Origin of the sequence: Proteiniphilum sp. UBA5384, assembly GCF_002410825.1 — a bacterium.
In the GTDB taxonomy this organism is placed as follows: Bacteria; Bacteroidota; Bacteroidia; order Bacteroidales; family Dysgonomonadaceae; genus Proteiniphilum.
In genome coordinates this window covers 202,149-218,553 of record NZ_DHOS01000030.1, presented here as the reverse complement: position 1 = coordinate 218,553, position 16,405 = coordinate 202,149, and the positions used below count along the sequence as shown (strand labels likewise).

Annotated in this window: 8 protein-coding genes; 1 reads left to right on the top strand and 7 read right to left on the bottom strand. The window is 44.3% G+C overall.

The window, feature by feature from the left end; translation table 11 throughout:
• Window positions 1–98 precede the first annotated feature (98 nt).
• Complete coding sequence (coaA, locus tag B4G81_RS06230) at window positions 99–1,049, top strand: type I pantothenate kinase (protein ID WP_294081121.1); 951 nt, start codon at window positions 99–101, stop codon at window positions 1,047–1,049.
• Window positions 1,050–1,142: 93 nt separating this feature from the next.
• On the opposite strand, the gene pnp is transcribed toward coaA, so the two are convergent.
• From pnp to B4G81_RS06195, 7 genes are all read right to left on the bottom strand, one after another.
• Entirely contained in the window at window positions 1,143–3,296 is a 2,154-nt protein-coding gene (gene pnp / locus B4G81_RS06225) for a polyribonucleotide nucleotidyltransferase (RefSeq protein ID WP_294081120.1), read from the bottom strand.
• Between the two features lie 172 nt (window positions 3,297–3,468).
• Entirely contained in the window at window positions 3,469–4,140 is a 672-nt protein-coding gene (locus B4G81_RS06220; RefSeq protein ID WP_294081119.1) for a hypothetical protein, read from the bottom strand.
• A gap of 10 nt (window positions 4,141–4,150) precedes the next feature.
• Window positions 4,151–4,855: a hypothetical protein gene (locus B4G81_RS06215; protein WP_294081118.1), complete on the bottom strand. Its 705-nt coding sequence runs from the start codon at window positions 4,853–4,855 to the stop codon at window positions 4,151–4,153.
• An 88-nt stretch (window positions 4,856–4,943) separates the two neighbouring features.
• Window positions 4,944–7,091, bottom strand: coding sequence for an OmpA family protein (locus B4G81_RS06210; protein WP_294081117.1), 2,148 nt, complete (start codon window positions 7,089–7,091; stop codon window positions 4,944–4,946).
• A 157-nt stretch (window positions 7,092–7,248) separates the two neighbouring features.
• A complete protein-coding gene (locus B4G81_RS06205; RefSeq protein ID WP_294081116.1) occupies window positions 7,249–8,001 on the bottom strand; it encodes a hypothetical protein in 753 nt (250 codons plus the stop codon).
• Window positions 8,002–8,029: 28 nt separating this feature from the next.
• Entirely contained in the window at window positions 8,030–12,442 is a 4,413-nt protein-coding gene (locus B4G81_RS06200; protein ID WP_294081115.1) for an FG-GAP-like repeat-containing protein, read from the bottom strand.
• 69 nt (window positions 12,443–12,511) lie between these two features.
• Window positions 12,512–16,357: a PKD domain-containing protein gene (locus B4G81_RS06195; protein WP_294081114.1), complete on the bottom strand. Its 3,846-nt coding sequence runs from the start codon at window positions 16,355–16,357 to the stop codon at window positions 12,512–12,514.
• Between the last annotated feature and the right edge of the window lie 48 nt (window positions 16,358–16,405).

Below are 16,405 nucleotides of genomic sequence, written 5' to 3'. Positions count from 1 at the left end.
AGATTCAAGAACCAATACTTGGGATTGGAAAGTAAAAAACCGGCAAACAACTATTGTTTATCGGTTTTTACTTTATCTTTGCAGCAAAAAGTTGTGCAATGAACAAAGCCTACGAGGTGACCTTTTCCCCTTTTCGTGCTTTCACCCGTGAAGAGTGGAGCAAGTTGGAGGATCACCCCATGTTTCCCGTTTCCGATATCGATCTCACCACGCTGCAAGCGCTTAATGAGCCCCTCACCCTCGACGAAGTGGAAGATATTTATATTCCCATGGTTCGATTGCTGCAGATACACCTCACCCATTATCGTAACCTGCACAATGAACGGGACCAGTTCTTCTCCAACAAAAGCAAACCCATCCCTTATATTATTGGTATTGCCGGCAGTGTGGCGGTAGGGAAAAGCACCACTGCCCGGGTTCTGCAAAAGCTCCTCTCCATGACACCCGAGCGGCCAAAAGTGGAGTTAATCACTACCGACGGTTTTCTCTATTCCAATGAGGAACTGGAAAAGCGGGGCATATTCAATAAAAAAGGATTTCCGGAGAGTTACGATGCCCGGGAGCTGTTGTCATTCCTCGCCGGAGTAAAATCAGGGCGCGACACGTTCGAAGTCCCAGTCTATTCCCATCTCTATTATGATCTGATCAAAGGAAAGAAGCAAACGATTGAGCGACCGGATATTCTTATAGTAGAAGGAATTAACGTACTACAGGTATCACTGGGTAAAAAGATGCGAAGAAGGGTTTTTGTGTCTGATTTTTTCGATTTCTCGATTTATGTGGATGCAAGCGAAAAAGATTTACGGGAATGGTATATCGAACGGTTTAAAAAATTACAACAAACAGCCTTCCAGGATCCCGATTCTTATTTTCATCGATATGCCTCCTATTCGGAAGAGAAATTGCTTCAGTTTGCCAATGAGGTATGGGATGAAATCAACCTGCCCAATCTACTGCAGAACATTCTTCCCACCCGTTTCAGGGCTGACTTGATCCTTGAGAAAGGAGAGTGCCATTTTGTCAGGGGTGTCCGCATCCGAAAAATATAAATCAGGTAAAGATTCAACCCAATAAAAACCAAAGAGGGGGTGTCTTTTCAGATAACCCCCTCTTTTTTTTATTATATAGTCTCGTGCATCGGTTTACTCTTCTGCACCCTGATTGCCTCTTTCGGGGCGTTCGGGACGAGGGAGCAATACTTTGCGCGACAATTTGAATTTGCCGGTTCTCGGGTCGATATCCATCAGTTTCACTTGAATCTTGTCCCCTTCCCTGATACCTGCATCTTCCACTTTTTCCAACCGCCTCCATTCGATTTCGGAGATATGAAGGAGTCCGTCTTTTCCGGGAAGGAACTCAACAAAAACGCCATAAGGCATTACCGACCGGACGGTACCTTCATACACTTCACCGATTTCAGGAATGGCTACAATGCCTTTGATCTTTGCCATGGCAGCATCAATAGAAGCCTTGTTATTGGCTGATATTTCCACGCGGCCCTTGTTGTCAATCTCCTCGATGGTGATGACAGTACCTGTCTCTTCCTGCATTCCCTGAATGATCTTACCTCCCGGGCCAATCACGGCACCGATGAAATCTTTCGGTATCTCGATCACCTCGATCCGCGGAGCATGTGGTTTGAGGTCGGCGCGCGGTTCAGAAATGGTTTCCATCATCTTTCCCATGATATGTTCACGTCCTGCCTTTGCTTGTGCCAACGCTTTCTCAAGTATCTCATAAGAGAGCCCGTCTACTTTGATATCCATTTGTGTGGCGGTAATACCATCCCGGGTACCACATACTTTAAAGTCCATATCACCCAAGTGGTCTTCGTCACCCAGAATATCGGAAAGAACAGCATAATTCTGACCCTTGTTTTCCGAAATCAATCCCATGGCAATACCGCTCACCGGTTTTTTGAGGGCTACCCCGGCATCCATCATCGCCAATGTACCGGCACAGACAGTAGCCATAGAAGATGAGCCATTCGATTCCAGGATATCCGAAACCACACGTACCACATAAGGATATCCTTGCGGAATCATCCTTTTAAGAGCGCGATGTGCCAGATTTCCGTGTCCTATCTCGCGGCGGCCTGTACCACGTTGCGGACGGGCCTCTCCAGTGGAGAACGGCGGGAAGTTATAATGCAACAGGAAACGGTCGGTACCATGTACCAATACATCGTCTATAATTTTCTCATCCAGTTTGGTACCCAATGTGACGGTAGTCAGCGATTGCGTTTCACCACGGGTGAAAACGGCTGACCCGTGAGGTCCCGGTATAAAGTCTACTTCGCTCCAGATAGGGCGTATTTCGGTAGTTTCCCGACCGTCAAGACGTTTACCTTCATCAAGGATGCAGCGACGCATTGCCTCTTTTTCCACGTCGTGATAATAACGTGCAGCCAGCGATTTTTTCTCTTCTCTCTCCTCTTCGGGGAATGATTCCAGAAATTCATCCAGAATTGCTCCAAAAGCCTCTATCCGCTCGTGCTTGTTAGGATTTTGAGAAGAAGCTACGGCGTAAGCCTTTTGATAGCATGTATCCCAGACCTGCTTGCGGAGCTCTTCGTCATTTTCTTCGTGACAATAGGTGCGTTTCACCGTTTTACCCACCATCTCGGTCAGTTCTATCTGAGCCTGGCAATGCCTCTTGATCTCTTCATGGGCAAATTTGATAGCATCGAGCATTTCCGCTTCGGATACTTCATTCATTTCGCCTTCCACCATCATGATATTGTCGATGGTTGCCCCCACCATAATATCTATATCGGCCTGTTGCAATTGCTTGAATGTAGGATTAATCACAAACTGTCCATCGATACGTGCTACACGTACTTCGGAGATGGGTCCGTTGAAAGGTATATCTGAAACAGCCAGCGCAGCGGAAGCTGCCAAACCGGCGAATGCATCAGGCATATCTTCACCGTTAGAGGAGAAAAGTATGACATTCACAAAAACATCGGCATGGTAATCATCGGGAAAGAGGGGGCGGAGTGCACGGTCAATTAACCGGCTGGTCAACACCTCCGAATCGGAAGGCTTTCCTTCGCGTTTCATAAAACCGCCCGGAAAACGTCCGGAGGAAGCAAATTTTTCCCTGTATTCAACCTGTAATGGCATAAAATCAGTTCCCGGGGTGGCATCTTTAGCGGCACAAACAGTAGCCAACAGCATAGTGTCACCCATTCTTAGAGTAACAGAGCCATCGGCTTGCTTAGCCAGTTTCCCCGTCTCCAGCGTAATCGTGCGTCCATCTGACAACTCGATTTGCTTTACAATTGGATTCGTCATAAATGATAAGTTATTATTTTCTTTGCATAAAATCCCCCAAAGATACATAAAGTTTTGGTTTCTTGATGCATCGCCACTAATAAAAAAACAGGAATCTCCATTAAAGGACATTCCTGTTTTCCAGAAAGAGCACATAGGATGCTTTTATATTTAAACGATGAATTGCCATAATTCAGTAATACACTATACCGTATTCACGGTTTCGTGCAAGCTGCTTATCGGGAGGCAAATCAATATTGTGCATCTCCACCTCTTCCCATATCTCAAGAATAATCTCATCTACTTTTTTCCTCATGGCAACCATTTCCTGCAGTACATTGTCGGTCGCCTTATGATGTAGTTTCTGTGTCTGATATCCTTCTTTGAAAAGTTCAAACAGCACATTCACCCTGGCAATCGATGGATTATAGATTGGTACGCCATTATGTGCTATCCGTTCATACTCTCCCGAGATAATCTTCTCCCCCCATTCCAATAATAATTCGCAGGAAGACAGATCAGGCACTGCCATATTGCATTCACCCAACCCATAGAAATCCAACTGTTCCTCCCTGATCTCGGCACGCACCACACACAGGTATAGTACCTGTATGAAATGAGAAACATACATACAGGCCTTATCGGTTGTCCTGGAAAAAGATCGACCGACTTTTTCCTCGATATCACACAACTGTTGATAGCGTGCCGATAAACGTTCAAAATGCGACAAAATACTTTTAGCCTCTTCCAGTACTGCTATCGAGAGAGATAGCTCCTGATAATCCGTATCGACCGCCTTTTCAACGGCAGATCTCAAGGCTACGATGCGGGCGTTGTCTGTATTGGGTAATCTACGATCGGACATGTTATTATTTCTACTTATTCCACTTCCTGGCACGTTGACGCATATCGTCAATAGTCTCTGCCCTTTGGGGGAGAGCCTGTTGCTTCACCTCGGCATTTTGTTCTTCCACCTGTTGCCCCTGACGATGTGGTGGTACCACCGGCCTTACCGGTTGTGTCCCTACCCTGTTTACTTCAGGTGTCACCGGTACTGGAAGAGTTGCCAAGAAATTAGTATAAGCTTTACTCAACAAGGATGCTTCCTGTGAGTTAAGGTCGATGTTCTGATATCCTTGTGCAAAATGTACAACAAACTTCTTTACAGATTGATTTGACAGGAATGACAGATTTCCTCCGAAAACAACCCTCATATCAGCCACCTTTTGTGCGACGGTATTCATCCGGCGAGCCTTGGCATAACGTGCCGCACTTAATTCATACTTACCTTTATCGGTATATACTTCGAACCTTTCATCCTTAAAATATTCTACTGGAACAGCTTCATCAAATACAGCATCGGTAAACATATATTTCAGGGAGAGGTTCATAAATTGTGCTCCATTCTCATATATAAATCTCACCGTAATCAAAGGTTCCTTGAACCGGGGCTTTTTCTGCAATTTCCCCTGTGAAATTATTTCCCACTCGGTTGTGATCGCGTCGGGCTGATGTTGTGCAAAGCCATGGAACGATAAGCACAAGCACATAATCAGGAATACGCACCTCATTGTCTTCATAATCATTATTTTATCTATTATATTCTATCTTCGCTCGATTCTTAGTACCGCTTTCTGGTTATCAATCGCCAGTCTCCGGCTGTCACTTTTAATTTTTCAACGTCTCCCATAAATTGAACTCATCCGCCAAATCCCTTACTTCAGAGTCCAGTCTGGTACGGTTATACAACTCCGGACTCAGTTCACAAGCTTTCTGCAGGTGCTTCACTGCCTCATTCTTTCGCTCTGTTCTTGCCGTTACAATAGCAAGCAGGTATTCATTTCTTCCGCTTTCCGGCAATGCATCCAGAACTTCCTCCGCCTTATCATTATATCCCAGGCAAACCAAAGCCAAAGCTGTGTTATAGTCGGCGTATTTAGCCAATAATTCCAACGCTTCCATATACTCTTTTTCTCTCAGGAGTCTTATACCCTCAGCATAATCTTCACGATAAGTCTCCTGCAAGGTATCACCGTCAATAGCAGGGCGGTTTATATGAAGCGTTATGTCAAGTCGGTTCAATTTAGGATATATCTCATTTTTAATGATTTTAAAATCATCCGGAAAATCTCTTTGAATGTTCTCTTCCGTCATGTCAGGAAATACGGCATTGGCAAGAGAATCCAATATGGCCTGACGATAAAGCAACCCTTTATGTGCCTGTATTTGTTTAGCCAGAGTAGGCCAGTCTTCCCCTGCGGCTTTGGTCGCCACATGTCTCACACCTTTTTGTTTTAAATAATCGGCAACCTCTATAGCTCTTTCCTGTGAAAGTTCGTAATTCTCATGCCACATACCGGTAAGGTCGGTAAAAGCACGTACAGTGATACTATCCACCACCAAATCTTTTTGTTCATTATAAATTTTATATGCGTCCAGAATTTTATCAAATATGTCCGGGTTCTTTATATCCTTGAATTTGGATGATTTCCGTGTACGATAATCAGGGTATACGCTTTGGTTATCAACCATACTCTTGTGAAGCATCTTGCGTTCGGTCACCATCGACTCATCCGCCAGTTGTGCCAGTGAGGCGATAAAATAGGTCAGGGTATCCGTCAAGGGAAAGACGAATGTCGACCGGTCCACACCCTCTACCATGGCAGCCATCACCACTTCCAGTTTTTTGGTGCCTTTCTCAATCTTCCATGGTTGTTTATAGGGATACCTGAAATCATACTCCGCCGTAGTGATGGTATCCAGTCTCATTCCCAGCCGACCCTCCTCCGGGATAGGAAATTCAACCACCTCATTATATATTTCACCTCTCCGCTCTATATTCATATCATTGAGCACAATCTCATCAATCAGATAATGATGTTTGGCAATTCTTGCCGAATCCTCTTTTGTAAAGGGTTTTGCCGGAAGGCTTCTCAATGTCAACCCATTTTGATGGATTTCCCGGTATTTTTTCGGGATATGACTACGTCTCATGATACTGTCTTTGTGGGCATGGATATTAATATCGGGAGTAAGTTCCTCATTCAGCCAGTCGAAGGAGAACTGTCTTTTGAGATAATTGGTATACTCTTTCCGGTATTTCTCCATATGATGGGCGTAAATACCTGTTGTATCTTTTTTGTGGCTCAACTGGTTCAATGCTTTTTTCTCCGCTTTGCGCCAATGATGTTCATGAACATGCAGTTTATGTCTTCTGGCAATAGCTTCCATCCGGAGATATTCCATTTCATTCATTTTCTTCCAGTTTTCATAATCCATCATCAGGTCATAATTACGCCTATAATCATTATAGTTACGTCTTTGCACCTTGTATATCTCCTTGTTCATATTTTTATAGTCTACGAACAGGGAGTCGTACGCCTCCGGATCCACGATGGTATTCAGGAAATCCTGATAAGCTTCGAGGTCTCCCAACTGTTTATCCCTGAACCCTTCGCCCGTTACATACACTGTATCTAGGGGAGTAATACTGTCGCCGTCCACCAAAAAAGGGGCCAATGTCAATCTCCAGTATGGGTCGAGCACATCGACGGGGGCAATAATATCGAAATCGACATGTACCTTCCCATCCCTTTCGGTAGCAAAATTAGATTTTGCTTTCACCACTACACCGGACAAACGGTATGTTTTGGTGGTATCCAGTTTCTGGTCGAGTTCATCAACCATCACCTCATTATTGGAAAGGTCTCCGTAAGACTTGGAGAAAGTAACCTCTTCCGATACCGACCGGGATCCATCCATACCTTCAAGGCCACCTGCACCTGAAAAGGTGATTTCCGGTTGGGTCGTTTGCATAAATAATCGTTCTATATCCAACTTCCGATTATTTTTCCTTGCCCCGCAAGAAGAGATTGTAATTATAAAAGCAAAAATTGCGACAGCTGATAACAGTCCAGAATTAAACAGATTGTACTTCTTCATATTCCTAATCTAAAACAATGATTTCTTAATTTTACAATGGATTCATGCTTAACCGTAACCGCGGGATCTTGATGTGCAGGTGTTCCCCCCTTGTGGTTCCCGGGTAACCCAAACTCACTTCCGTAACCATAGGTTTGGCATCCTTATAGGTATAATCGGGATCGCACAGGAATTGCTCCATCACAGACCATTGCTCCTCACCTTTCCTCAAATCCCTCATCAGGTCGTCGGATTCCTTTAGTTGGTAAAGTGTATATTTTCCTTTCATCTCCCCCTGCTCATTGACCGATCCCATCGCCTCATATTTATAGGGTCCCAATACGAAATTAAAGGTGCCTGCCAGAGTGTCATTTCTGACATCCAGTTTTAAATTACGCACCACGTAAGCTTCCACGGGTACCATGGTAATCTGTCTTCCCTTTCCCTTTGTAAACTCGCTCTTTCTCTTCCACTTGAACTTCTCGCAATTGATAATCACCGGACCATTGAGTTTGTCATCCACGAATGTGGCAGTAATATTTTCGTTCCCCGACCAGAGATTCCGGTCATTTTTCTCGATCGACCATTTCCGGGTATACTTGCCATGTTTGATCTTGTTCCCATTCCCATCCCTGTAATATTCATAGCGTATTTTACAACCTGTATTGCGGTCTTCAAATTCTTCCACCTGATTTTTTTGTTTCGCACTATCCTTGTCCTTCTTTTGTATATCCGGCCTCTCTGCAGGATAACAGAATCCGGCAAATAAAAAGCTCGCTGCCAGTAAAATAAGTTTGTTCCTCATATCCAATTTATTAAAGACGTTCTATATCTCAATTGCTCATTATTTTTTTGACTTTCTCTTTTCCGGAAACTGTTTTTACGCGTACCAGGAACACTTTACCCTCCAACACCACGGCATGGCTATACCGGGGTTGGTTTATCGAAGGGCTCGAGAATAGCAAGCGGCCGTACAAATCATATACCCATACCTTGTCGATATGCTCGTCGAGTGTCACCTGCAATATACCCGACCGGTAGGATATATCCACACCGCTGCCCGTATCCTCCGGCTCCATGGTGCCGGCATCTCCTCCCAGTTGCAGTACAAAACGGTTCCTGTCCACATACTGGTTATCGAGTGCCGATGATTGTTGGGTAAAAGAGTACACCGGATTGAGGGTAAGATCCTGTTTTATATTCTGGCGTTTGTCCACCAACGCCACACTTGCCCCGGTGGAAGCGCTAAACGCTGCGATATTGCCAAATTCAAGAGACAGGCGTGAATTCACGTCTGAGGTTTTGACACCTATCGCGATCTCCTTCTCCCCTGCCGGGTATTGCTGAATAAGATTGGAAGATTTACCGTCGGAAGAGATAAAGAAAACCTCGGGTGTTTGGTGCCCATCCGGCAAGATCATTTTCGCGATATCGGGATTACCGGTATAACGGTTATACTGTAATTGAGCAATGTCGCCGGAGAGAGCCCCCCCCTTCAGCATACGCACGGATAGTCCGTCTCCCTGCCAGTCGCTATCCAGCGAAGCACGAAGCGCGTACGCACCGGCTCCTGAAACCTCCCTGTTAGCCAGTTCCTCCGGTATGGGGAATGAAAGGCCGGAAGGATTTCCCTGCAATGTGATCACAAATGCCTTCCATGCCGGAATCTCATTGTAATCATTAAAAGACTTCTGTACCCATGTTCCATCGTCATTCAGGAGTTTATAGCCTTTTGAAGCGTCTATCTTTCCTGTATTTGCTGCCGCAAAAACCCGGGCATAGATCGGCGCAAGGAAAGGATTACCGAGCATTACTTCACCTGTACTTCCAATTTTTTCCGTGTTCAACTGCACTTCATAGTTTTCTCCGGGTGCTTCCCCCTGATCATCTTCATAGATGAAGCGGTACGCCTCATCAGCCCGGGACATCGTCCCTACCGGAGAATTCATAATTCTCAACGACTTGGTGTCGAAGTAGTAGAAATAGCTCTTTTTGGCGAGGGCATCATAATTGTGGGCCGGGTACAGCGATGTGCCCCCTTTATTTTCGAAATAGGGAATTTCAATTACCCCGTCCAATCCTTGCAGGTAATCCTGGCGGTAACCGTTCTCGTTCTTATACGACGCCATTTTCACCGCGATGGCATTATTGTTATCCACAAGAGGTATATCGTTCGTTGGAAATGATACCGAGAAATCGCCTTCTGTCACACCTCCCACGTTTGTTACCTGAAACTGTTTTTGCCATGAGAAAGGATGTCCTGCCAGGGAGAAGTCACCCGAAGCCATTTTCTTTAACGGGGCGGCAAGGATATGCCAGACATCCCGTTTCAGCTTCGTCCCGTTTTCTAACGATTGACCGGGTTGCTCTCCACTTGCCGGATTACTGCCATAATATCCCCAGTTATAGTTTACATACGCTTTATTGTATTTCAGTAAATGCTGGTAGTACAGTTCGCTCCCATATCTGAATACAATTTTATCCACTTCCGGTTGTCCATAAAGAGACCAGTCGGTCACATTCCTCCCGAGCGAAGGATAATTTGCTGCTCCGGCCGGAAGATATACTTTTGTACATGGTCCCGGCACCGCAGATATATTATCTCCCGACACAGCACTTTTTGCCCAGTTGTCCAGATTGTTCCAGTTGCCATCCTGTGCATCGGCTCTCCAGTACATCACTGTGGGTGCTACAGACAAATAAGGCAAGGTAACTTTGATATGCAATTGCTCCTTGATATTTGCTTGGAAAAGATATTTTCCCGCATCATTCAATTGCAAAGGAGAACGAGTTACAAGAGTATCACCACTGAATTTCCGCGCCGCACCGGGAGCCCACCATTCTATTTTTACATTCTCATCATGCATTTTTTTATCTGACCGGAAAGTCACCTCTCCACCCTCACACTTGCGGTAATTATCCGCCCAAGCCAATTTGTCGAGCGGAATATAGAGGAATGCATCCGTCGAACTTTCGGCATCCGTGTCATCACATACCCTATGGAAGGTTTTCCCATCACCGGCATCATTGACACGAATCACCAGTTCTGTTACCGGTAGCCACTTACTGAAATTATTTACCGTAAATTCCGTGGTGACAGTTTGACCTTTGGCTATATCTCCCGGGCGATTGTACTTATGGATTACAGAATCAGGGTGTACCTTATTTTTATAAACAGTCACATGAAGGGGGCCCGTGAAAATCGCATCACCCGTGTTGGTCACTTTGATATTTTCTACGGTCAACACATCGCTGTCCGCATCATAGTCATACGTTACCTCTTTATTCGGGAACTCCACTCTCGGTGCATTGAAAAAAGGCACACCATCCCCGCTGATGGATGTTTGCTGCTGCAGGAAAGAGTTATAGGGATAGACATCATCGCTTGTACCAATCAGTTTATCTTTTCCTGCAAAAGCGGTAGAGGGATTTAACTGGTACTTCGGAATAGTGAGGTCTTCATTCACATTCACCGCGTTATAACCATGTTGATTCCACACGGTACGTGCAGGAGCCCACGCATCCTTATCCCCGGAGAACCAATAAAGCCGGACATCCGAATTGGTCATACCAGTCACTGCGCCTGACACCAATATATCGGCATGTCCGTCCCGGTCAAAATCCACCACTACCGGGTATTCCGAGTGGGTGGCTGAAAAGCAAGCGAATGATTGCCTGTCCGCCCCGGTATCTCCATCAATAATACGCAATTTTGACATATCCCTGTAGACCAGTTCGGCTTTGCCATCCTGGTCAAAGTCGAACATCGACAAGGTAGTGGCACCCGATTGATCACTGGTCTCCACAAGCCATTTCTGGTTCAATCTCGTTGCAGGTGTTGTTCCATCTTTATTATAGTCAAACCGAACCAACCTATACCCATAGGAGTAAAAGAGTTCGGGATAAATATCGTCGTCTACATTTCCAATAAAAACCCTTGATCCACCAACACCGGCGGAAGTAAGTCCATTTTGATTAACAGGCTCTATAGGGCCGGCTATAATCTTTCCGTTTGTTGATCCTTTCTCCAAAGTCCATACCACCAACTTAGGTTTGGATGCTGTTGCGATTGATCCAATGATTGATACCACATCCAATTGGCCATCCATATCGATATCGGCGACCGACACAAAACCGTCACCCTGACTAATCTTGGAAAGCACCGTACCTGTAGTTTTGAAACTACCATTGGTATTAGTCACCTTATATATGGTATTTCCGGTGACCACTTCCAATTGGCCGTCATTGTCCATATCGGCTAATAAAGGCATATAGGTAGGATTTCCCGAATTCAACAATCGATATCCCCGTCCACCCGCAGGAAGGGTAGAGACCAAGGCGCCTGTCCGGGCATTAAAGATACGGTCTCCGGCAAGTATATCCGGCGTACCGTCATTATTGATATCGCCCACTACCAAACTCACCGAGGCATTTTTTTCGGAAGTACTCCCCGTGCTAAATATCTCCTGTGTAGAGGTCCAGACCACCGTGCCATCAGGTTTATACGCTCGAAGCTTATAACCTACTGTAGTATCGGCAGTAGCAATAATAATCAAAGCTTCTTTATCCGTAGGATTGAGCCTTACCAGCACAAGCGGAAAAGCGGAATTACTATACATCTGCGGAGTGGATATGGATTTCTTGCGTTTCAGTTCCTGGTCAAAAATCAATATTTTATTGGAATAGGTATAGCTTCCTGTCAGGGTTCTATTAGTGGCCACCACTTCCGACACTCCATCGCCATCAATATCACCTACGAAAGGCTGTGCCAGGATATGCACTTTATCGTCCCCTTGTTCTTCCGGGCTTGTAAATTTCAATTGAGGTTGCCAGTTCGTTGTTTCCGGCTCAATATAGCAATCGATCTCTTCGATATTGTCCGGTGCTTCACTAACATATATTGTCCGGTCAATAGTAGTTGACCCATCCACCGTTAACTTTACTGTTTTTACTCCTGCCGTTGAATAGGTAACCTCTACGAATGGTTGAGAGGAAGAAGAAGGATCCGCACCATCACCAAAACTCCATAGAACAGGAGGTAACGCACCATTGTCACTCTTCTTAATCGAAAAGGTATACGGTTTGTCCTTCATCAATAACGAGGGAACGTTGTATATGTAATCACCGCTCTGTGCAACGACCGGCAAAGAAAAAACGCCCAATACACACAGCAATAACAGCACCTTATTTAAAATACTATCTCCTGTAAGACCCTTATTTTCTGAATATGGAAAATGTATATCCACTTTTTCTCTTATTTATAGTTTGTCCTGAATAAAATAATAACCTACCGGCTATGTAAGCCGTCTAAGTAATTAATTGGCCATTACCCTCCTGACTGTCTCTTTTCCCGAAACTGTTTTTACCCGAACCAGATACATTTTACCCTGCAACGATATGGGATAGCTGTACCGGGTAAGATTGACCGATGGGTTGGAGAATACTAACCGCCCGTATAGGTCATATACCGAAACCGTATGGATATTCTCGTCAGAGGTGACCTCCAATATACCGGACCGGTATATTATCTCTATTTCTTTTATGGCATCTTCCTGCATTTCCGATCCGGTATCACCACCCAGTTGCAAAACAAAACGAGTTCGATCCACATATTGATTATCCAGCCCTACCGATTGTTGGGTAAACGAATAGACGGAATTGCGGGTTAAATCCTGCGTTACATTTTGGTATTTATCCATAAGAATTACACTGGCACCCGTGGAAGCACTGAACGCTGCGATATTGTCGAATTCAAGTAATAAACGCGAGTTTACATCTGAAGTTTTAATTCCTATCGCCACCTCTTTCTCTCCCGATTTATACTGTTGGATCAGGTTGGAAGATTTACCGTCAGACGAAATAAAGAAGACCTCAGGTGTTCGATGACCATCCGGCAGAATCATTTTTCTTATATCGGGTTTGTCAGCATTACGGTTATATTGTAAACGTGCGGCATCTCCGGATCGGACTCCACCCTTCAGTACCTGCACATACAACGCATCGTCCGAAACTGCATAAGCACTACGGGTATTGCCAGATGCAGGGGTGACAGACATGCTGGTGGGTATAACATAATCCAGCGGGAACGAAACGGTTGAAGTGATTTCTTGTGATGAAGCACCCGCTCTCAATGATGATGTATCTTTCAAGCGAACGACGAACGCTTTCCAAGCCGGGATTGTATCTTTATCTTCAAATTCATGATGTACCCAGTTTGTTCCATCTTCCGATAACATTTTATAGCCATATGTTTCATCTATAGTTCCCCGGTTCGCATACAGGAAACCTGTTGATACAATCGGCGCAAGAAGCGGATTACCCACCATTACTTCAAGGTTGTCCCCCTGCACTTTTATTTCCATCTTATAAATTTCGCCTTCGGGGGGATTGCCATCTTTATCTTCATACACAAATCGGTAAGCTTCCCCTGACCTGTTCATCGTCCCCACGGGAGAATTGAGGATTCTCAATGTCTTTGTATCGAAATAGTAGAAATAGCTTCTTTTCGAAAGAGCATCATAATTATGTGCCGGATAGAGAGGAGACACAACACTATTTTCAAAATAAGGGATCTCGATTATCCCTTTCAGGCCATCCAGATAATCTTGGCGATAACCGTTCTCATTCTTATACAAAACCATTTTTACAGCAATGGCATTATTGTTATCCACAAGTGCTATATCATTCGTTGCGAAAGGTTTGGAAAAATCGGCTTCCGTAATGTTTGCACCCTGGGGGTTACTCACCCGGAACTGCTGCTGCCAGGAGAACGGATGACCCGCCAGGGAGAAATCTCCCGTAGCCATGCTTTTTAGCGGGGCAGCAAGGATATGCCATATATCGCGATCCAGCCTTTTGGCTCCCCCTTCTATCGAGGATTCCGGTTGTCCTGTAGATTGAGTATTGTAATAATACCAGTTATAATTCACATAGGCCTTATTGTATTTCAACCGGTGCTGGGATTGTAGCTCACTGCCATAACGGAATACGATTTCATTTATTTCCGGCTGGCCGTAAAATCTCCAGTCCGTTTCACCTTTTCTCAGAGAGGGATAATAACCTGTGGCATTGCCGGGAAGATATACTTTTGTCTCAGGCGAAGGTACCACTGAAAGTGGATTTCCGGCAGCATCTACCCAATTATCTTCATTATTCCAGTCTCGGTCTTTCGCATTACTTTTCCAGTACATGACTTCGACTTTCTCTGGCACAACAACTACATGCGTAATGGTTGTATCGCAATTCGCATCCTGATTGAATACTTTCAGGGAAATATTTTTAGTACCGGGAGTACTATAGTATACTGCTACTTCCCGATCATTGACAGTGCCTAATTCGACTTGGGATCCTTCTCCGAAACTCCATTCATACGCCGCCTTATAATTGTTATCCTTGTCGTTTTGAGGGTTCAACTCGATGGAGAAATTATAAGATTTATTTTCAAGCAGACGCTCAGGAGCATGCAATATATGACGGAAATTTTGAAGTTTAAGATAGGTCGTATCTGTTATCTCATAAGGATCCTGCTCAACCTTCAAAATATAGCGTCCACTTTTTTTAGCCTCATACCTACTTGTATCGATTAATATATTATTATCAGGCAATGTCCATTTATAAGTTCTTGCGTAAGGAGCGTCAAACTGGTAACTGTCACCACAATGGTATATAGTATCTGCGCCAAAAGAGAATGTTCCGAAAGCTGATAAGTAACCATATAATGAAGTCACATTGTTCCCTGTGAAATATCCCAAAGAAAATGATCCTTCTTTATTTTCTACTGTACAAACCTGCTCTTTACCTGTAGTATTATCAAGTTTTACTTTGGCATACATCCATTTTTCAAACCCAACCATTCCGGATGAAAGCACAGAACTATGGTCCATTGGTAAGGGGTTACCATCCAGTATAAATCCATCTTTCGCCGACTCCTGAAAAACGAGGAACATAGCATTATAACTGGATACATCGGGATCATACTTATAGGATCCTTTTATAAAAGTAATACGCCTTCCGGATATAGAATACAAGCTGGGCAGCAAAGCTCCCCCTAACTCGGTTTCAACAGCCGACTGGTGCATACAATACACCGGCTTGTCAGCCGTCACAAAATATGCGCTTGGTTCGGCAATACCTTCCCCTAAATCCCAAGCCCAATATTCTCCTTTTTTGAGATTTTTTGTCTCTAAACGACCATCTTTATGTCCTACTTTTACTTCTGTATTACCATCTGCAACAGCCAATATGCCCACATGATCAGTTGCGGGACTCTTATAGCTATATCCTTTCACGACGATATAGTTTTTTCCAAGATTTTCAACAGGCACCATCTGATCACCGATGATATCCTGGCTGGGAGATGCGTCCACGCAATCTTCAAACAATGTTACGGCGACCGGTTTATTAGAAAGGATCTGCGTACCGGTTATATTGGATGTATTACGTTTATATTCTCGCCACAATAAGGTCTGCCCTTTATTCAGTGTCCTCTGTCTCAGCATCTCAGTTGAATTTTGATCAATATACCCATTTTGGGAAGCCAGCGGGCCTTTAGGGACAACAGTAACGACAGTGTTGTCTTCTGTCGCTACAATCTGTATCTGACGATATCCTTGCCCTTCATAAGCAGTTGATATTTTATACACTTCCTGAAATGGCATGTAAAAATTATTTCCCAATGCCTTCTTTCCTTTCAATGTAAATATCTCCTTTTGGGCACCTTTGCTTCCGTCAACCTGATAGTAGGCTGAGACCGGGACATCCGATTTGATGAAAATTCCCTTATTGGTCGATTTCCCGGAATCATCAATAGAGTTTTCGATAAGCGCCATCTCATCATCTGTTGAAAATTCGAATTTCCAATAAGAGTTTGCCGGTATGAGACGGTCTGTTTTAGCAAACAAGCTTTTGAATTGAGAGGAATTAGCCGGCATACTGATGGTAACATTTGCCGGTTTATCTCCGGTAGTGATCATTAAAAATGTCGGGCGGTCGTCATGTGCTTTAGCCGCATCAGGGGCCACGAACCAGAACTCCGTATTGTCGGTATCCTGCGCATATATTGAGAAAGAAAACACGGCAAGAAAAGTAAAAAAAATTACACCGGAGAAAAAATATTTTTTCCCGTTTCCGCGATTCCTGTTATTTACATTTCCAAATTTCATACCTGTACCTCTTCTGCTTATGATTTTAACTATTGAATATTTTTACTC

Coding starts and splice junctions, on each gene's coding strand:
- B4G81_RS06205 (WP_294081116.1), bottom strand. CDS start 8,001: ATGAGGAACAAACTTATTTTACTGGCAGCGAGCTTTTTATTTGCCGGA.
- B4G81_RS06195 (WP_294081114.1), bottom strand. CDS start 16,357: ATGAAATTTGGAAATGTAAATAACAGGAATCGCGGAAACGGGAAAAAA.
- pnp (WP_294081120.1), bottom strand. CDS start 3,296: ATGACGAATCCAATTGTAAAGCAAATCGAGTTGTCAGATGGACGCACG.
- B4G81_RS06215 (WP_294081118.1), bottom strand. CDS start 4,855: ATGAAGACAATGAGGTGCGTATTCCTGATTATGTGCTTGTGCTTATCG.
- B4G81_RS06220 (WP_294081119.1), bottom strand. CDS start 4,140: ATGTCCGATCGTAGATTACCCAATACAGACAACGCCCGCATCGTAGCC.
- B4G81_RS06210 (WP_294081117.1), bottom strand. CDS start 7,091: ATGCAAACGACCCAACCGGAAATCACCTTTTCAGGTGCAGGTGGCCTT.
- coaA (WP_294081121.1), top strand. CDS start 99: ATGAACAAAGCCTACGAGGTGACCTTTTCCCCTTTTCGTGCTTTCACC.